We start from the raw sequence: 18421 nt of genomic DNA, 5'->3' as shown, positions 1-18421 counted from the left end.
ATTATTTCGTCAACTTGCCTAAAGCTTGCTTCATCCGCATGAATGGACACTTGGAAGGTGTCTGCTCATCATCAGGCAGGAAATATTGTTTCCACTCCAGATTATCCTGCTGACCGTACCACATCAGCGAAGGGTGAGCAGGAACAGCATCATAGGCAGCGAGACGCTTGCGGATCAAGGTTTTCATTTTGCGGCCAAGAGGGGTGTTGTCATTGATGGATTCGAATACCCACCGTGGTTGAAAAGCAAACATGAGATAAGGAAAATGTCGGCTAGCTCTGAGTTCATGTGCGGGAGTTGCGCAAAAACAAAAGTAAGGCTCTCCGCCAAAGCAAAACTCCCACGATGAATCATGAGGATCGGTTGAAATATGTTCCGGCCACGGCTCGGTATCGTGTGAACTTACCCGATTAAGCATTTGCCAGAATAAGGTCTGATATTGCTCTACCGTTGTATGATCTTTGAGATCATTTGGCGTCTCACAGATGACCACCATGGAAGCGTAATGACCTGTGTCTCTGGATACAGGACCATACTGTCTAAGCAGATCCGCCATATCTTCGGCAGCTTGTTCAGATCGGGGATCACACGTAAAGCCGAACCTCAAATGTCCTGACAGAAATCCCATTCGTCCAGGTACACATGGATACGTATTATCATCGTCGGCGATCATTTTACCAAATTGCGAATAAGCGTCCTGCTGCCAAGATGGAAGACGCTCAAACAAGGTGTTTATTTCGTCGGCACTATACAGCTCCGCCATTGATTCCCAACTCCATTCCACATGATACCGTTAAAGTATTAATGTGGAGGATGTTGGGTGACTGTCCAGCCTGATTTTGTTGTCAGAAAAAAATGGAACGCACAGCTTCGTACCCGAAATACAAACCAAATCCGATCAGGCAGATTCCCGAAATGATGGAGATCCAGCGCAATACGTTCTCACTGCTATGTTTGTGGAATCGACTGGCCATGCCAGCCATAATAACATCCCACAACAAGATGCCAATGAATATGCCTGAACTGTAGAGCAGCAAATGAGCGGTATCCGTATGTTTCACAGTCGTCGCGAGAATGGAGCCATAGATACCAAGCCAAAACAAAATATTCAGTGGATTGGACAGGGCCATCAAAAAGCCGGATATAAACGATTTTCGAACAGTCGCTTCCGCAGTAGATGTACCTTGAATCCCCTGCTTCAGCTTCGAGAGCGTCTCCACTCCCGTGTAAATGAGAATAAAACTGCCGAAGGACCAGAGAAAAGAGCGCATAAACGGCGTGTCCAGAAAATGGGCAACTCCAAAATAAATCAACAGCATATACACCAAGTCTGCAAACATGGCGCCGAGTCCTAAAATCCACGCGTGCATGAATCCGTGCCTGGCTCCGCGGTCAAGTTGAGCGGCGTTAATCGGACCGATTGGAGCAGACAATGAGATTCCCAGAATAATATAACTGAACAGTACAGACATAAACACGTTCACTCCTTAACGGGTTCGATGAATTGTACCAGTCGTCACAGAAAATGGGTACAAGTCATCGTATTCCCGCAAGGAGTGAATTAGAACAAACTATTTATATCATATGGCCTATGGCCTTGTTAATCTATTGAAGATTCGACATCCAATTGAATTGGAGTACAGTGGTAGCCGTTGCACGAACTTTCCTCGCAAGGACAAGCGGAGAGCCCAATCGTGAGATCCATTAATGCCTCCATTTCGATATAATCCCCTGCACGAGAGTCGGGTGCTACAACATCAATCTTGCCTTGACTGTCTACAACGGACTTCATAAACAAGTTAAACGGATAGTGTTGATCCGGTGGTAAGATACCGAAGGGTTCCAATGCCGTGTTCAGATTGTGATAACAACTAGCGTGATCCTTTTTGTCATATAACACCTCATACATCTCGGGACGACAAGCAGAGTTGAAGAAATCATGTACCCCAACTGTGTCACGCACGATCTTGAGTAAGGGTCGATATTGATTGGAATATACAAACTGCCCAGGTTTGATTCGGTAAGTGCGCAATACATCCATTGTCACACCCGGGTCCAAGCGATGGTTAGCATCTTGCGCATCATAAGCCACAAAATCAATGACCTGCTGTCCCTCCAGATCTGTTATACGTAATAAAGAACCCTTGTTTACTTTCAGGGCATATCCCGTTTTGGCAGGGATACGAAAGGACTGTTTATGAGGCTGTTTGATATTCATTCGTCACATTCCTCCGCTATTTTTGCTTTCAGTATGCGGAGCAGACGAAACTTTCATGCACTATTTCGGCAACACATCATACTCAGATGGGTAACGTTCAATGATAAAGGTAGATACACGCTGAACTTTTTATGCTGGAAACATTGGATTACCTTTCATCCCGATCCAAAGATCTGATTCTTCAAGCTGTGCAGCCAGATGTAATAACCAATCTTCGTGTCCCTTGGTTGCCATCACTTGAACGCCCATTGGCAAACCTTCAGGTGTCATATGCAGAGGTACACTTATCGCAGGCTGACCTGTCAGATTCGCGAGCTGGGTGAACGGAGTATACGTAAGACTTGGCTCAAACATCTCATAGATGAGTTGCTGCTGCTCGGTCTTGTCCAATTCACTAATCCGCATGAGATTACGAATCTGTTCGTCATGAGGCGTTAACTCTCCAATCTTAGGTGCAGAAAAAGCATTAACAGGAGTGACGTAGAAGTCATACCGCTCGAACAAAGTGGACATTTGCTCTGCAGCTACATCCCATTCAGCTAAGCTATGTACAAATTCGGCAGCGGACACCTTTTTGCCAGCTTCAGCCAGAACCCAGGATTCAATCTCCATATCATCGGAGGTCAGAACCCGGCCCATAGATCTTTCCATGGAAGAGATCATTGCGGCCATCTCACCGCTGTTCATCATGTAATAATTCTCCATCAACCGAACTCCGTTGACGGGACTCAGCTTTTCTTCAACATGATGACCTTGTTCTTCCAACCAGCGAACGAGCTTGTATACAGACTCTTTGGCTTCTGCGCTGACAGGTGTACCCACGGGCGAATCCGTTGTGTATGCAATTTTAAGTTTGCGTTGATGTGGATAGCTCATATCCGCCAAGTAACTGCCTGGAAAGAGTGGAGCATGGAACGCTGCTTCAGGCTGAATGACTTGCAACGTATCAAGCAATGCAGCACTGTCCCGAACCGAGCGAGAGAGGGCAAAATCAATCGACGCGCCTTGCCATTGGCGACCAACTCCTGGTCCTACAGGTGTGCGCCCGCGAGTTGGTTTCAGACCAAACAGTCCGCTAAAAGAAGCCGGGATACGGATCGAACCGCCTCCGTCACTGGCTCCGGCAAGTGGAACAATACCGGAAGCTACAGCGGCGGCGGCACCGCCACTTGAACCGCCTGGGGAGTGATTAATATTCCATGGATTGCGAGTTGGACCATGAAGACGGGGCTCGGTAATATTTTTCAAACCAAATTCAGGCGTATTGGTATGTCCTATGATGATAAAACCTGCATCACGCAGTCGAGTGACAAAATTCGAATGACGTAATGCGCGATGCTCGCTGAACAAACGTGAGCCTGAAGTTAGAAATTCACCTTCCAAGGATTGAGAAATATCTTTCAGAAGCAGGGGCACACCGGCAAAAGGTTGTTCAAGAGGGCGAACTAAGCCAGCTTCCTCCCGTGCACGGGTTTCATATGTACGAATGACCGCATTAAGCTGCGGGTTTACTTCTTCAAGGCGTGCAAACGCCGCTTCCAACAATTCAACTGGGGATACTTCCCGGGATCGGATCAGTTCAGCCAAACCTACGGCATCGTAGGAGGTATATGAGAATGAAGACATTAATGATCGTTCCTCTCTGAATATAGTTCATCTATTATTCCATATGTCATCGTACCACCGGATTAGATAAAAGACAAAACATTGAAGGGACGTAGTGCGATGAAGTGGATATTCGGGTATGAGAGGAGGGAAACGAGCGGAAGGTTGGAGATATTGATAAAGGTTGGAGTTATTGATAATGGAAATAAAAAAACCACTGCTCATCTAATGCGATGTGCAATGGTTTTATTTTATATTTGATTATTGGTTTATATCTGATTCTCGGATATATCCGCTTATTCTGTTCGAAGCTTCGGTGCCGCATCGGCCGTTGTCGATGAACGTTCCTGCTGTTTGGAAATGGCGAAGAGGGCGACCCAGATCAGGATAAAGCCAAGCAGCTGCTCCCATGTAATCAATGTGCGGAAAGCAATCCAGTTCACCAACACACCCGCCATGGGGAAGCTAAGTTCAGCGAGTGTTGCAACAGATGCTTTGGTTGACGACAGACCTTTGTAATACAACAGAAGACTGAGTAATCCTGGTAACAAAGCCTGACCGAGAATATTGAGGATGACAGCAGTCTGTTCTCCTGTCCCGGATGGGAGTGTCCAGGCAGCACCTTCGTTCCATGTCATAAATATCAGGAGCGGAAGAGCAACAACGAAGCGTAGGGAGGTGACTGTCTCATAACGCGCCTGCCCTAACATCAGTCGGCCCATAACCGTTGAACCTCCCCATAAAGCAGCGGCTCCAAGGGATAACAGGCTGCCTGCATGAATCCAGTTGTCCCAGTTACCCAGCGGCAATGTAAAGCCGAATGTAAGTAGATACGTACCTAATAATGCAATGAAGAAAAGTCCGCCAAAGCGACGAGGCAGCGTTTCTTTTAATAATAACTTAGCCAGAACAATGGCGAAGAGCGGCTGCATTTTTTGCAGTAACAAGACCGTGTTCGGATCGTTATGTGTAAGTGCCATGGTGAACAATACTGTCGCGAGTGCTGATCCTCCCCATGAGATAAAGATCACGGCAATCCAGTGGCGTGCGCGCAAGTTTTTCAGATCAGCCCGGAATTTCCACAGCACGGGAATGGCGATGAGACTGACAATGATATGTTCCACCAGTACAATCTGTGTGGATGTCATCGTTTTAAGCAAAATAATACGGAACAGTGGATCCACACCCCATAGGGCGGCGCCGAGCACAACTAGCCAGAATCCAGTGTTACTTCGTTCCTTGCGGTAAACCGTTGATGCTGATGATGTCTTTTCCATATTCAGGACTCCTTCGTCAGAACACGGAATCTTCAGTTGGCAAAATCGACAAAAGCCCCCGTTTTGGTATATACCAAATAAACGGGGGCTCATCCAAGGACATGCGTCAGGAAAGAGGCCTTCCCGTGAACGGCATGTCAATGTGTTGATCTTCTCTCATCCGGACTGTACCGTCGGCCTTGGATTCACACCAAGTCAGTCGCTAGATGTCCTTCGTTAAGAACATGTAGCGAGTCGCGGGCTGGTTCCGAAGAACATCACCGCCGGTCGGGAATTGCACCCTACCCCGAAGATCCTATTCAATTATATAGTGTGTTGAACAAGCTGTAACATTAATAAGTTCATCTTATTCCTGTAAGCGCTAGCAGTTCAAGCATTATTTTTAATAAATGATATTCCAGCTTCCTTGCTGTCTGCGAAGAAGCACGATCTGACCTGCGTGATACGCATCATGGAGTACCCAGCGAGCAAGTTCGTGTGCCCATTTTTCTTCGGAATCCATATAAGCGGCTTCAAGATCTGACTCCTGTAACGCCGCCAATTGATCCCGTAACTGTTGGGCTAATCGGGTTGTACCCTGTAGCAATGTATTCCATCCATCTGCGTCCGTTGGATCTCCAAAATTCCCAAATGTGTATTCATTGGAGTCTACAGCGGGCAGGATAGGTTCCTTACCTTGCATGCGACATAATAAGCGATGGTTGTAATAATACATATGGTTAACCAACTGCCAGATGCTTAATCCCCCTGAGGGTGGAATCCAGGCTGCTTGTTCTGCTGTAAGACCCTCCAAGGATTTCGACAAAGGTACAATCCAGTTGCATTGATTCCAGGTATCATCCTTTTGAATAAGTAACACATCTAATGCTGTTGTTTTCGTCATTCATGTATTCCTCCTTGAGTGATATTATGGTGTAACTAGCTAAAACAACTTAATAAGGTTACACTTAATATAACACATCAAAGATAAGATGTAACCTTCTTTGATAAATAAGATGGTTACATGGGACGGAGGCATATATGGACAGGTTATGGACCGATTTTGTAAACAGTGATTATCATGATTGGCGTGGTGGGGATCGATCAGAGGACAGGCTCGGGAAGGCGGGCTGGCAGCAAGATTTTCTGGATCGTTGGCAGCTGCAAGCTTCTGTTCCTGCGTCCCCAGAAGATGAGTTGTCGATGAGAAACTTCCGGGATGAATTGCTGTCCCTTGGAGCCCGTTTATCTTCCGGAGTATCCATAACAGATAAGGAACGTAATTGGTTGAATGGCGTTATGGAAGCAGGGCATGTGAGAAGAACATTGACTACAATTGATCAAGAACTGAAGCTCCAACTGGTAGCCTTAGAAGCTCATTGGCATCAGGTTATGGCTGAAGTAGCTGCTGATTTTGCTATAACTTTGGTGGAGGGAGAAGGGGGCAGGATTCGGATTTGTGATAATTCGGATTGTCGCTGGATGTTCTATGATGATACCCGAAGCAGAACACAGAAGTACTGTGATGATAAGATGTGTGGAAACCTGATGAAGGTCAGAAGATTTCGGGCTAAACGTAAAATACAAAATTGAAAAATATTAACAATAACTATATAATGTATATATACTAGCGAAAAAATAGTCAGAAGCAGTACAGATTCGTATGCAGGATATGATCGTCTTTCAAACCAAATCAGATGGGAGATGTGTCTTGTGCGGACAAGTTATCTGTTGAAAAATGGCTGTGTGTTGTCGATGGATGCTCGAGTTGGACAGTATAAGAGGGCGGACGTTCTGATCCAGGATTCCTTGATCACGGCGGTTCAGCCCGACCTGGATATTCCGGATGCGGAGGTCATTGATGCTTCATCCATGATTATTATGCCTGGGCTGGTGGACACACATCGGCATGTGTGGGAATCACTTGTCAAAACAGCGGGAACCAACTGGTCCTTGCCCGTTTATTTGCAAAATCTCTATTATGGTGCGATGGGAAGCAAGCTCCGTCCACAAGATAGTTATATTGCTAACCTGCTCGGTTCCTTGGAAGCGCTTAATGCAGGAGTGACGACAGTGTTGGATTGGAGCATGCCGTATTCTTCCGAGCACACGGATGAGCTGATTCGTGGACTTCAGGATGCAGGGATTCGGGCGGTATTTGCTCACGGAGTACCTGGTGAGACGAACTACTGGAATCGCGATAGTCAACTCACTTATTCGAATGATGTGCGAAGAGTCAAAGAACGATATTTTTCATCGCGAGATCAATTGCTCACCTACGGGCTTGCTATTCGTGGTCCAGAGTTCAGTCACTGGGATACAACCGTGAAGGAGATCGAGCTAGCTCAAGAGCTGGATGCCATCTGTTCCATGCATGCCGGATTTGGCAGTTGGGGATCTGTAGATCGCTCGATTAGTCACTTGTATGAAGCGGGGTTGTTAAGTCCACGAGTGAATATTGTTCACGGTAACACCATGGGCATGGATGAATACAAAATGCTGGCAGATAGCGGTGCTTCCTTGTCGGTCACACCTGAGGTTGAAATGATGATGGGGCATGGATATCCGGCCACCGGCTATTTTCTTGAACATGGGGGAACCCCTACACTTGGTGTAGATGTAGTGACGTCCACAGGCGGAGATATGTTCTCGCAGATGAAGTTTGCACTTCAGGCTGAACGATCCAGAGCCAATGAACAACTTCTGCAGCAGGGTGAGATGCCTGGTGAGTTGAACTTGCAGTCCAGCCAAGTGCTGAGATTTGCAACTTCAGCTGGTGCCCAAGCATTGGGATTGGAGCAGAAGGTGGGTACGTTAACCCCAGGGAAGGAAGCAGATCTGATCATGATTCGTACCACCGATCTGAATATGTTCCCCGTTCATGATCCAATCGGCGCTGTTGTGCAATTTGCCAATCCATCCAACGTGGATACAGTCTTTGTGGCAGGTAGACTCGTGAAGCGAGATGGTAAGCTGTTGAATGTTGATCTGGATTCGATTCGTCATGCGGCGATGCAAAGCAAAGATTATTTGTTATCGCAATACCGGATGTCGGACGCGGAGAGAATCGCTTTCTCGTGAATCATTTTTTAATATAAATTTGAAATAAGTTTAGTTTCTATTTTCATATACACCTCTACCTATAGTAAAAGATAAAGGGCCGCATAATGATATGTGGCTCTTTTACATGCCTTCATATCGTCGAATTAGACAGGTTCAGGGAGGAAGGGACAGCGGAAAAAGACGAAAAGAGCTCTCATTTTCTTAACTTCATATAACAACCATATTAATATAATTTTCTCAGAAAATAAGACTCAAAAAAACTGCGCATAATATAAATTATACGCAGTTTTGTTTTAAATCCATTTTCATATTCAACCACGTGCAACAGATCATGATAATTTTCGCGGAAAAAGAACAAAATAAGTGATCTCCAAAAATAAATTTAACCAAGCAACGCGATAACGTGTAGAATTCGATAGGTTTTTATAGGTGATCGATAAGATAGAACAAATGACTTTTTCATAGAACAGATGGGAAGCCATCCAATCTCTGCTACATCCATAGCACATTCAAGATTCATGACGAGAGGAACATGACTATGCGTGAGAACGAACAACGATCTTCTTTATTTCGTAAAAAACCAATTGGCTCCGGGGGCGATAACAACAGTGCACTGAAACGGGCGCTCGGTCCGTTGGACTTAACCACACTCGGGGTAGGTGCCATTATTGGTACAGGCATTTTCGTACTCACCGGTGTAGCTGCCGCAACGTATGCTGGCCCGGGACTTGTACTGTCATTTTTGCTGGCAGGTATCATATGTGCCTTCGCCGCATTATGTTACTCGGAATTTGCATCAAGCATACCGGCATCGGGTAGTGCGTACACGTATAGCTATACGGCTTTTGGCGAAGTGATTGCCTGGATTCTGGGATGGGATCTGATATTGGAATATGGATTCGCGAGTGCGGCGGTAGCCAGCGGATGGTCGGGCTATTTTCAAACGTTATTGTCCGGATTTGGGCTGGAGTTACCCCATGCGCTGACGAGTGCGTTTAGTCCAGAAAAGGGTACTTATTTTGACATCACGGCTGCGGTCATTACGTTAATCATCACATTCCTGCTCACCCGAGGAGTGAAGGAAGCAGCCCGTGCGAACGGCATCATGGTAGCGATTAAAATTATCGTGGTGCTGATCTTCATTGGTGTAGGAGTTTTCTATGTAGAACCTACTAATTGGCAGCCATTTTTGCCTTTTGGTATTTCAGGTGTAACTGCGGGAGCAGCTACGGTATTTTTTGCCTATATCGGATTTGATGCGGTCTCCACTGCGGCAGAAGAAGTTAAGCGGCCACAACGGGATTTGCCGATCGGAATTATTGCTTCACTCGCGATCTGTACCGTTCTCTACATTGTTGTATCGTTGATCCTCACAGGCATCGTGCCGTATAACATGTTGAATGTAAGTGATCCCGTTGCGTTTGCATTTGAATTTGTTCAATTAAAGGGATTGTCATGGATTGTATCTCTGGGAGCGATTACTGGCATTACGACCGTATTGCTGGTCATGATGTATGGTCAGACACGTCTACTCTACTCCATGTCTCGTGACGGGCTGCTGTCTCCGGTCTTCTCCAAGGTTAGTGGCAAGAGTCAGACACCAGCTGTAGGGACATGGGTTGCGGGCATTATCGTCGCTTTGTTCTCCGGTTTCATCTCGCTGGGACATCTGGCGGAGCTTACGAACATCGGAACGTTGTTTGCTTTTGCAGTCGTAAGTCTGGGCATTATCGTGTTGCGTAAAAATAACCCGGATCTCAAACGTGGCTTCCGTGTTCCACTTGTGCCACTGATTCCGATTTTGAGTGCTCTGGGCTGTGTATACTTGATGACACGCCTTGCGGCGCTGACATGGATTACGTTCTTTGCCTGGTTGATCATCGGATTGATTATCTACTTTGCGTATGGACGGCACTACAGTCATCTGAATCCGGCACGCCGGATCTCCAGTGCTTTCAGAGCGAAGGATAAATAGATTAATCGAGAACATATTTAACCGAGAACATCTTCATTTTTCCTCATGTCGTATCGCTTAGGCGGAGCGGGATGGGGATTTTTTTTATATAGAAAGATAAAGGACGATAACAGCAGGGGAAGGTTGGAATTTTCTTCATATATGGGTAAGTAATAAGGGGCATGACAATCTTAATCAAGGAGCCGGGGTTGCGGCTAAGTCAAATATGAAATATATTTGGGGATGTGACATGCCATCAGACATAAGAGAGGGGATGTATCATGAACACACCATTACATACGAATTCAGATCATCAAAATGCAACTTTTGGGTTTGCACTGGCTGATTCAGCCGTACTTTCGGAGGCTCAGTTGCTTGTCTCAGATTCGGGGAATTCACAAGCCTTACAGTTGGATATTGATCCGCAGCGTCTTCTGAAGGATGGACGTAAAGTATCTGTCATTGCACAACAGTTGGATTCACCGGTCGATCGTCAAGATGCCAATATCATCTATGGTCAGGAGCTCGCTTATGTACAATATGCTGTTAACCTGAAACCGGATAGCACGATCTCCATTACATCTATTGAAGGTGTTGAACAGCCTGTTAATTTTGGTTGGGCAACATTTACAGAGGGGGAATACGAACTTCGAATCTCCCTGCATATGAAAACACCTCGTATTGCCGAAGGCACACTCGAACCTGAACAACTTGCAATGGTTAAGTATGCGCAAGTTATCACCGTATATATATCGCTTTTCCCGGCAGAATCAGCGTCGTTGGCTTTGCCATCTCAAGCTGTGTGGAGCAGAAAGCATCATGTATTTGACTCCTATGGCAGAGGGGGATTCATTCTCGCTGACCTGCCTCGGCTAGCTAAGCGTGTAGAGGAACTGATGGGACCAGGTAACCATAATCTGATCGAACAATTTGCGGAAGGGGAACTGTCGGATACGTTGCTGGAAGAGGGGCTGATGGCGATCGCCTGGGGCGTGACTCCGTGGTGTTATTCACTCTATTCTGCACCAGATGAGCAGTCTGCTCGAATACTTGCCGTGGACAAGCTGGGCGATGAACCTGAACGGCAAGGGGTCTACCATATCGATCCATCCATTCAGCAACTGAGTATCGTGCCCGCGAATGAACTGGCGTACTGGCCCGCTTGCGTTCAGAACGATTGGCCGGTCGTTGATGTGGCAGGTGAAGGCGAAACGTTGCATATGGATTTATATACTCAAATCTGTGAATCTGTGAATGGACTGCACGAGAATCCATTGCCATCGTTTGTACTTACCCGTAGTCAGGGCAAACCCGAAGCAATCATTCCGCTGATTGACGTTGTCATTGTGGATGAAGCGTAAGTTCGCTGCTTAGCTTAGACTTTAATAAATAGAATCGAATCGAGGTGACGTAAACAGATGATGACTGAGGAGATCCAGGAGCAATATGCGGACGAGCTAGAAGCTTTTCACATATGGATGAAGGACGCCGGGTATACAGGCCATACGGTAAAATCATACACCGGTGACGTGGTAGAATTCCTGGTCTCCATTCAAGGAAAGTCACTGGAGCAGGTCAAAAAGCTGCATGTGCTGTCTTTTCTGTCCCACGCTCGGGAGCGTGGGGTTAGTGATACCACGAGAAATCGCAAACATGCGGCGGTGAACTGTTTTTACAAGTCCCTCATTGAACTCGAATTGTTAACGAATAATCCGGCGTTTGGGATCAAAAAATCCAAAACCGAAAAAAACCGTGCACCTGTTTTCCTTGATGAAAGTGGGTTGACACGTTTTCTGGAGTCGGTGGAAGGCAAGTATCGTACACGTAATTTGGCTGTTTTTCTGCTGATGGGATATATGGGATTAAGGGTTGGAGAAGTGCATGCTCTGGACTGCAAAGACTATAACGCGGAGCGGCGTACTTTGGATGTATTCGGTAAAGGCCGGAAATGGCGCTCGCTGCCTGTACCGGAGACCGTGGCAGACGTGTTATCTCAAGCTATGGCTGAGCGTCTGGATCCTTGGCGACCGAAAGAGGAAGCACTATTTGTCTCGCAAAAAGGGAAGAGACTGTCGATTCGCAGTATTCAGCTCATATCCACGGAAACCTTTGAACGCTTCCAGCAGGAATCACCGGCGAATCAACGTCAAAACTACTCCAGTCATAAACTGCGTCACTCCTTCGCGACCATGATGTTACGGCGGGGAGCCGACTTGCGTACGGTGCAGGAGCTGCTCGGTCACGCATCGATTCAAACAACCACCGTCTATACACATGTCACCAGTAGGGAAAAAGAAGAGGCTATGGCGTTACTTGACGTAAAACTTCCGACTTATTAGAAAAAAAGCCGATAATTAATCCCATGAGGAGTCTGTCCAAGTGACAGACTTTTTGTATTTCTTTTGGATGATGGAGATTTAAACATAGTTAATATTATGTAAACTAAATTTAGTATCTAATATCTTAAGTAATCATTCTTATAATTCAAATCAAACCAAAGAACCATTCGCCCCTTCTCACTGAAAGAAACAAATGGTCCTTTTGGCTAGGACAGATATATTAATTTACAACATTTAACCTGCTGAATCTTTCACGTCATGAATGATTGCGTAAATGGATTATTCCAAGCCGGCGATCTGTTCTTTTAATTTGTTAGCAGAAGCCTGGAACGCCACTTTTTCGGTTTCATTCAACGGAAGAGGCAGAATTTCGCGCACACCGTTGCGATCTACGACACAAGGAACGCCAAGATAAACATCCGATACACCATTGTAGTCTTCAAGGTACGTGGATACGTTCAGAACGGAGCCTTCGTTGCCGAGAATTGCAGCTACAATTCGGTCCAGAGCAAGGGCGATTGCATAGGAAGTCGCTCCTTTGGCATTTATAATCTCATACGCGGCATTTTTGGTACGGTCGAAGATATCCTTTTGTGTTTCTTCATCCAATTCCAGATCAGTTCCTGCAACGTTAGCAAGGCTCCATACCGGTACTTCGGAATCGCCATGCTCACCAATAATGTGGGCGTGAATACTACGCGGGTCGATCCCTTTATTTTTACCAATCAGGTAACGGAAACGTGCACTATCGAGCAATGTACCTGAACCGATAACACGGGAAGCAGGCCATCCACTTTGTTTCCATGAAGTATAGGACAAAATATCTACAGGATTGGTTGCAATCAGCAAAATACCATGAGAATTCACTTCTGTAATACGCTCAATAATATCTTTGAAAATGCTTGCATTTTTCTTCAGCAGATCAATCCGAGTTTCGCCCGGTTTTTGGGAGGCACCCGCTGTAATAATAATAATATCCGCATCTTTACAGTCGGAGTAATCGCCAGCCCATACTTTCACGCCACCCGTAAACGGAAGACCGTGGTTCATATCCAGCATTTCGCCGGTTGCCTTATCATGATTCACATCCACAAATACCAACTCGGACGAACGCTGTCTCAACATTAGCGTGTATCCCGTTGTTGTTCCCACCGCACCCATGCCTACAATAACGACACGACTTGGTTTCAGAGCTGCACTGTTTGTCATGTTCATATCCTCTCCTTTTGGGTTATACTCCCATCCATATTAAGGGATTACAGAATATAAAGCGAGTGTTGTCTATAAAATAGTTCACATTTCATGTCTTTTTACCAATTATTCCGTCGAAAAACAGTTTAGGGTGAATTTGATGATAATAAATATGCGACATATATAGCCCAGATCATCAGTTGAAAGAAGGGAGCGGGCCGGCCAAGAGTGGGCAATGAGCCTTTTACACAAGGTTTGTGGTAGAATAGGAGCAGTGGATTCTGATGAATCGTAAATAAAATGCCATAGGACAGGCATGCGCGCCTGGATATTGGATGAGAGAGGTGGAACCCACTTGCGTTCGCAATGGATTAAAATCGCGCAGACAGCATTGCTGTCTATAGGTATAGCAGCTTTACTGGCTGCATGCACTGACTCAGATCAACCTCCGGAAGCAGAACCTCCGCAACAGCAGGAGGATGCCGGGAATACAGGGCAGACATTAACCGTCGTTCCCCCTGTCAACAGTACAGAATCTGCGGATATGGCCAAGTATCAAATACAGACCCGTTTGACCGATTTTCAGTTGCTCAATGACAACGGAGGATTGGCATGGGGTGTGACGCGGAATGCGCTGCGACTGTACTACACACAGGACCAGGGGAAGACCTGGACCAATATTTCACCTTCGGAAAATGTACAATTTCCGGCTAACCCTAAATATGGACAAAGCATTTATTTTGTAGATCGTACGCATGGTTGGATTGTTCGTGAAGGCATGGGTGGAACAGACACCATGGTACTTCGTACGAACAATGGAGGGGTAAGTTGGAGTCTGTCATCGCTGTCCAAGACGGATAAAGTGACCGCGATCTCCTTTGTATCTCCGGAAAAAGGCTGGATTCTTACCACGGTTGATACCGCTATTGGTAAACAGGACAAGAAGCTTTACTTTACCAAGGATGGTGGGATCACTTGGGATCGGATGTCATCCAGTGATGAAGATGGCAATAAGGAAGCAGAAGAGATATCCAACCGCGGATATACAACCGGGCTGACCTTTTCAGATCCGAAGCATGGTTTCCTGACCGCAATTGAGTTCGGTACACCGAAGCTGTATGTGACCTCAGACGGTGGAGTGAACTGGGATAAAGGACCTTCCTTTTTTGATCGAAACAAGTTCAATGGATGTGGTAATTTTAGTATCAGTTCACCACAATTTTTTGGACGTGAGGCGAAGTCAGCCTGGATGTCCATGTCATGTTCCCAAGGGGAGAGCACGACATTCAATGGATTCTTTACCGCCGATGGCGGAAAGAGCTGGAAGCTGTCCAATTTTACTTTAAACAAACAAACGGGTGCGAATCGCAATCTTTCACCTGTATTTTTGAATGCATCGGAAGGTTGGGCCATGCAAAAGGGCATAACCTACCACACCAAGGATGCGGGTAAAACGTGGAATGCTCTTCCTGCAAGCAATGTGCTTGAGAAAATTCTCGAAGACTATCCGGAGATTGTGAAAATTCAGATGGTTACCTCCAAGCTTGGCTGGATATTGGTTGAAAATACGGATGCCAAAAGATCGTTGTTATTGCAAACGGTAGATGGCGGTGTACATTGGAAAGTACTATAAGTACAATGTGATGTAAATTGATAGTGAAAGTAGAGGAGCCTGAGGGTTCCTTTTCTTTTTTTGTTTAGTTTGTGAAATAAATCACAAATAAAACCACTGGAAGGTGATATATTTAACTCAACAAGAGAAGGAGTGATGAAGATGAGAACCAACGGTCAAACTCAATTCACGCAGGCGGATGAATTAACCAGATATATGCTTCAATTATGCTACACATGTGACGATGCCAATCGTTGTACGACAGAGGAAGCGGTGAGGGCTTGCATGGCAGAACACGCACAGGCAGACCAGCCCGAACCAGCCGAAGGTGGAGATGTAACTCGCGGGTATATGAACTTGATGTACGCTTAGGCTAATCATTCACGGAGAACGCTCCTGCGGGAGGGTTCTTTTTGATTTGGAGAGCAATGTATGCGCTTTTAAATGTACTACGCAATTATTGCAGTATGGGTTATTATAGAAATAATTAAGGTAAATTACTCAAAATGTGGAATTAATTCAATTGACTCTTGGTTTGGAGGACGATGACATGGAGAAGAGTTCTACTGTTAGAACAAACATGATCGGCGGTAGGCAGGTTGATGCCATCTCGGTCGACATGGATAAAGGAAGTATTCATGAAACCAATGGCTTGTTTTGGAATACCGCAGGAAATGATGTTTTAGGAGCGACAGCACTTCCGCTCTATGGAGCATTTGTCTCCGAAGAAAAGCACCATCTTTTTGGAGAAATCTCGGAAAAAAAGATACTGGAAATAGGCTGTGGAAGCGGTCAATCCTTACGGTATTTGGGAGAACGTCAAGCGAGTGTACTATGGGGGACAGACTTATCGGAAAATCAAATTGAAAAGACACAACAGCTTTTGACGTCGTGTGGTCTTTCAGCGACCTTACTCTGTTCACCTATGGAAGAAGATTGTGGCATACCCAAGGATTATTTTGACATCGTTTATTCGATTTATGCGATCGGCTGGACAACGGATCTTGAAGGGACTTTTCTCCAGATTGCTTCCTATCTTAAGAAGGATGGCGTATTTATCTTTAGTTGGTCTCATCCTATCCACAAATGTGTTGCTGCAGAAGAGGATAGACTTGTTTTTGAAAAATGTTACTTTGATGAATCTTGGTACTCGGTAACTCTTGGCGAAAGTAAGCTAGCCTTATCGGATCGTAAACTATCAACATATGTGAATGCGTTGGCAAAAGCAGGATTTGTCATTGAGCAATTCATTGAGGAATCTGATGATGACTTGATGCAACTGCAAAATGATGATTTTGCCAATAAAGCAAAGATGCTCCCTGTAACCTTTGTGATAAAAGCACGAAAACTATAGAAGAAAGATAAGGGGAGTAGCCAATGCAAATTAATCGAAGATATCATGCTCTTAATAAAATAATCGTTGGTATTCTGGTACTCGCATTAATCATTGTGACATGTTCAGTACCTGTGTACGCTGAGGTAGAAAATGTGGAGACTACGCCCTCCAGAATTGCCTTGTCTTCGCTAGAGGAAACGATAGATTCATATGTGGCTACGAATCAGAAGAACACCGCTGCCGTTTCGGTTGTAGCTATCAAGAACGGTGAGACGATTGTGAATAAGGCCTATGGATACGCAGATCTTGAGCAACAGAGAAAGGCAGACACCTCTACTGTGTTTGAATGGGGTTCAACCTCTAAACTATTGGTCTGGACGAGTGTTATGCAACTTGTCGAGCAGGGGAAGCTTGATTTGCATACCGATATTCAGGAATATTTGCCGGAAGGATTCCTAAAGAAGCTTGAGTACGATGCTCCCATTACCTTAATGAACCTTATGCATCATAACGCAGGGTGGGAGGATAGATTGATCGATTTATGGTATTCATCCGAGAGTGATATTGTGGAATTAGGTGAGGCTTTACAAAAATTTGAGCCGAGGCAGATCGATAAACCTGGGAGTGTCGTTGCTTATTCAAACTATGGTACGGCTATGGCTGCTTACATCGTTGAATTGCAAAGCGGACAACCCTTTTACAAATATGTCAGTGAACATATATTTAAACCGCTGAACATGAAAGACACTTCGATTCACCCGTCACAGTATGATAATCTAAATGTCTTGAAAAGAAGAAATGAGATTCAGGGGTACACTACCCATTTGAAACTCATCCCTAAGAACAGAGCATACATAAGCTTATACCCTGCTGGGGGCGCCATTGGCACAGCTGAGGATGCAGCTAAATTCCTCACAGCCTTGATGCCTGTGGATCGTAGCAATTTATTATTTGCGAACAAGGACACGTTAGACGAGATGCTGTCTACAAGTCTATATTACGATGGAACTTCTACTCCTCGAATTGCGCATGGCTTCTTTGAAGTAGAGTACTGGGTGCCTGCATTGGAACACGCGGGAAGTACGGCGGGATTTTCAAGTAGATTTGTTTTTGACCCGAAGTCTAATTTTGGGTTCGTGGTCATGACAAACCAGTCAAATGAAATGGCTTATAACATTGGTCTTGTCCAGAAGGTGTTTGGAAATAGTTTCAGCACGAACTCAGTTGAATCTGAGAGTGGAGGATATTATCTGCCTGCGCGACGGGTCGTTTCCGGTTTTACGAAGGCATATTCAATGTTAAGTCTGCAGAAGTATACAACGTTTGACCTTAGTAATTTTGCAAATGTTGTTGAGCGAAATGGCACTGTTGAGAAGGTCTCTATGTCTTATAATGACTTTTTGCCCGTATCCAACTTAACGATAAATTGGATCAAAGCATCTTTTATTGCTCTTGCAGTAGCCATCCTACTCGGTTTGAGAGCTACAATTGGTTATTTTATTCGGTTATCCAAATACAAATTAAAAAACTGGGAAAGACCAGGTACAGGATTTGATAAGTATCATATTGCCATTAATATTGCCAGTCTGGCATTAATTTTGAATACGATCCTATTGTTCATGCGCGCCTTAGGCTTCTCCACCTATTCTTCGTTACGCATACATCTCATTTTGAACCTGGTTTATGTGATTTTAGCTGTGGCGTACCTTGTTTTGATGTTCTACAAACTGCTGAAGAGAAGTTACAGTAACAAGCAAAAGGCGGTATACATCTTGTCTGGCATATCTGCTTTCCTCTTTGCTGCTTTTGTTGTGGGGTGGGATTTGTACTTTTAGAGCGGTAGAAAG

The 18421-nt window shown here is 45.2% G+C and carries 16 protein-coding genes and 1 riboswitch; of the genes, 9 read left to right on the top strand and 7 right to left on the bottom strand.

Features of this window, described 5'->3' with window-relative positions:
- Nucleotide 1: 1 nt before the first annotated feature.
- The 6 genes from PAHA3_RS11445 to PAHA3_RS11420 form a co-directional block, all read right to left on the bottom strand.
- Nucleotides 2–763 (bottom strand): YqcI/YcgG family protein, encoded by a 762-nt coding sequence (locus PAHA3_RS11445; RefSeq protein ID WP_062834847.1) that lies wholly within the window; start codon nucleotides 761–763, stop codon nucleotides 2–4.
- An 82-nt stretch (nucleotides 764–845) separates the two neighbouring features.
- Nucleotides 846–1472, bottom strand: coding sequence for a LysE family translocator (locus tag PAHA3_RS11440; protein WP_062834846.1), 627 nt, complete (start codon nucleotides 1470–1472; stop codon nucleotides 846–848).
- A gap of 128 nt (nucleotides 1473–1600) precedes the next feature.
- Nucleotides 1601–2218: a DUF1989 domain-containing protein gene (locus PAHA3_RS11435; RefSeq protein WP_062834845.1), complete on the bottom strand. Its 618-nt coding sequence runs from the start codon at nucleotides 2216–2218 to the stop codon at nucleotides 1601–1603.
- Between the two features lie 129 nt (nucleotides 2219–2347).
- Entirely contained in the window at nucleotides 2348–3844 is a 1497-nt protein-coding gene (locus PAHA3_RS11430; protein ID WP_062834844.1) for an amidase, read from the bottom strand.
- Nucleotides 3845–4119: 275 nt separating this feature from the next.
- Complete coding sequence (locus PAHA3_RS11425; RefSeq protein WP_062834843.1) at nucleotides 4120–5100, bottom strand: DMT family transporter; 981 nt, start codon at nucleotides 5098–5100, stop codon at nucleotides 4120–4122.
- Nucleotides 5101–5244: 144 nt separating this feature from the next.
- Nucleotides 5245–5398: riboswitch (FMN riboswitch) on the bottom strand.
- Between the two features lie 84 nt (nucleotides 5399–5482).
- The gene (locus tag PAHA3_RS11420; RefSeq protein WP_062834842.1) at nucleotides 5483–5983 is read right to left on the bottom strand and encodes a DinB family protein; all 501 of its coding nucleotides are present in this window, start codon (nucleotides 5981–5983) and stop codon (nucleotides 5483–5485) included.
- 137 nt (nucleotides 5984–6120) lie between these two features.
- Here PAHA3_RS11420 and PAHA3_RS11415 point away from each other — a divergent pair, with 137 nt between their 5' ends.
- From PAHA3_RS11415 to PAHA3_RS11395, 5 genes are all read left to right on the top strand, one after another.
- The gene (locus tag PAHA3_RS11415; protein WP_062834841.1) at nucleotides 6121–6672 is read left to right on the top strand and encodes a CGNR zinc finger domain-containing protein; all 552 of its coding nucleotides are present in this window, start codon (nucleotides 6121–6123) and stop codon (nucleotides 6670–6672) included.
- Nucleotides 6673–6792: 120 nt separating this feature from the next.
- On the top strand, nucleotides 6793–8160 hold the full coding sequence (locus PAHA3_RS11410) for an amidohydrolase family protein (RefSeq protein ID WP_371327909.1): 1368 nt from the start codon (nucleotides 6793–6795) through the stop codon (nucleotides 8158–8160).
- A 520-nt stretch (nucleotides 8161–8680) separates the two neighbouring features.
- Nucleotides 8681–10117, top strand: a complete 1437-nt coding sequence (locus PAHA3_RS11405) for an amino acid permease (protein WP_062834839.1) — start codon at nucleotides 8681–8683, stop codon at nucleotides 10115–10117.
- Nucleotides 10118–10377: 260 nt separating this feature from the next.
- Nucleotides 10378–11457 carry a hypothetical protein gene (locus PAHA3_RS11400; RefSeq protein ID WP_062834838.1) on the top strand — a complete coding sequence of 360 codons (1080 nt, stop codon included), beginning with the start codon at nucleotides 10378–10380 and terminating at the stop codon, nucleotides 11455–11457.
- A 57-nt stretch (nucleotides 11458–11514) separates the two neighbouring features.
- The gene (locus tag PAHA3_RS11395; protein WP_062834837.1) at nucleotides 11515–12435 is read left to right on the top strand and encodes a tyrosine-type recombinase/integrase; all 921 of its coding nucleotides are present in this window, start codon (nucleotides 11515–11517) and stop codon (nucleotides 12433–12435) included.
- 279 nt (nucleotides 12436–12714) lie between these two features.
- On the opposite strand, the gene PAHA3_RS11390 is transcribed toward PAHA3_RS11395, so the two are convergent.
- A complete protein-coding gene (locus PAHA3_RS11390; RefSeq protein WP_062834836.1) occupies nucleotides 12715–13644 on the bottom strand; it encodes an L-lactate dehydrogenase in 930 nt (309 codons plus the stop codon).
- Between the two features lie 337 nt (nucleotides 13645–13981).
- Here PAHA3_RS11390 and PAHA3_RS11385 point away from each other — a divergent pair, with 337 nt between their 5' ends.
- The 4 genes from PAHA3_RS11385 (at nucleotide 13982) to PAHA3_RS11370 (ending at nucleotide 18409) form a co-directional block, all read left to right on the top strand.
- Entirely contained in the window at nucleotides 13982–15259 is a 1278-nt protein-coding gene (locus PAHA3_RS11385) for a WD40/YVTN/BNR-like repeat-containing protein (RefSeq protein ID WP_062834835.1), read from the top strand.
- A 141-nt stretch (nucleotides 15260–15400) separates the two neighbouring features.
- Nucleotides 15401–15610 (top strand): hypothetical protein, encoded by a 210-nt coding sequence (locus PAHA3_RS11380; RefSeq protein WP_062834834.1) that lies wholly within the window; start codon nucleotides 15401–15403, stop codon nucleotides 15608–15610.
- 178 nt (nucleotides 15611–15788) lie between these two features.
- Complete coding sequence (locus PAHA3_RS11375; RefSeq protein WP_062834833.1) at nucleotides 15789–16592, top strand: class I SAM-dependent methyltransferase; 804 nt, start codon at nucleotides 15789–15791, stop codon at nucleotides 16590–16592.
- A 23-nt stretch (nucleotides 16593–16615) separates the two neighbouring features.
- Nucleotides 16616–18409, top strand: coding sequence for a serine hydrolase domain-containing protein (locus PAHA3_RS11370; RefSeq protein WP_062834832.1), 1794 nt, complete (start codon nucleotides 16616–16618; stop codon nucleotides 18407–18409).
- The last annotated feature ends 12 nt before the right edge of the window (nucleotides 18410–18421 follow it).

It is taken from the genome of Paenibacillus amylolyticus (assembly GCF_001570725.1).
In the GTDB taxonomy this organism is placed as follows: Bacteria; Bacillota; Bacilli; order Paenibacillales; family Paenibacillaceae; genus Paenibacillus; species Paenibacillus amylolyticus_A.
Note: the sequence above shows the minus strand (reverse complement) of the source record. Positions and strands in the feature narration are given on the sequence as shown.

What these genes read in the sequence shown, in the direction of transcription:
- PAHA3_RS11430 (WP_062834844.1), bottom strand. Translation starts at nt 3,844, where the DNA reads ATGTCTTCATTCTCATATACCTCCTACGATGCCGTAGGTTTGGCTGAA.
- PAHA3_RS11415 (WP_062834841.1), top strand. Translation starts at nt 6,121, where the DNA reads ATGGACAGGTTATGGACCGATTTTGTAAACAGTGATTATCATGATTGG.
- PAHA3_RS11395 (WP_062834837.1), top strand. Translation starts at nt 11,515, where the DNA reads ATGATGACTGAGGAGATCCAGGAGCAATATGCGGACGAGCTAGAAGCT.
- PAHA3_RS11435 (WP_062834845.1), bottom strand. Translation starts at nt 2,218, where the DNA reads ATGAATATCAAACAGCCTCATAAACAGTCCTTTCGTATCCCTGCCAAA.
- PAHA3_RS11400 (WP_062834838.1), top strand. Translation starts at nt 10,378, where the DNA reads ATGAACACACCATTACATACGAATTCAGATCATCAAAATGCAACTTTT.
- PAHA3_RS11420 (WP_062834842.1), bottom strand. Translation starts at nt 5,983, where the DNA reads ATGACGAAAACAACAGCATTAGATGTGTTACTTATTCAAAAGGATGAT.
- PAHA3_RS11390 (WP_062834836.1), bottom strand. Translation starts at nt 13,644, where the DNA reads ATGACAAACAGTGCAGCTCTGAAACCAAGTCGTGTCGTTATTGTAGGC.
- PAHA3_RS11425 (WP_062834843.1), bottom strand. Translation starts at nt 5,100, where the DNA reads ATGGAAAAGACATCATCAGCATCAACGGTTTACCGCAAGGAACGAAGT.
- PAHA3_RS11440 (WP_062834846.1), bottom strand. Translation starts at nt 1,472, where the DNA reads ATGTCTGTACTGTTCAGTTATATTATTCTGGGAATCTCATTGTCTGCT.
- PAHA3_RS11405 (WP_062834839.1), top strand. Translation starts at nt 8,681, where the DNA reads ATGCGTGAGAACGAACAACGATCTTCTTTATTTCGTAAAAAACCAATT.
- PAHA3_RS11445 (WP_062834847.1), bottom strand. Translation starts at nt 763, where the DNA reads ATGGCGGAGCTGTATAGTGCCGACGAAATAAACACCTTGTTTGAGCGT.
- PAHA3_RS11375 (WP_062834833.1), top strand. Translation starts at nt 15,789, where the DNA reads ATGGAGAAGAGTTCTACTGTTAGAACAAACATGATCGGCGGTAGGCAG.
- PAHA3_RS11370 (WP_062834832.1), top strand. Translation starts at nt 16,616, where the DNA reads ATGCAAATTAATCGAAGATATCATGCTCTTAATAAAATAATCGTTGGT.
- PAHA3_RS11380 (WP_062834834.1), top strand. Translation starts at nt 15,401, where the DNA reads ATGAGAACCAACGGTCAAACTCAATTCACGCAGGCGGATGAATTAACC.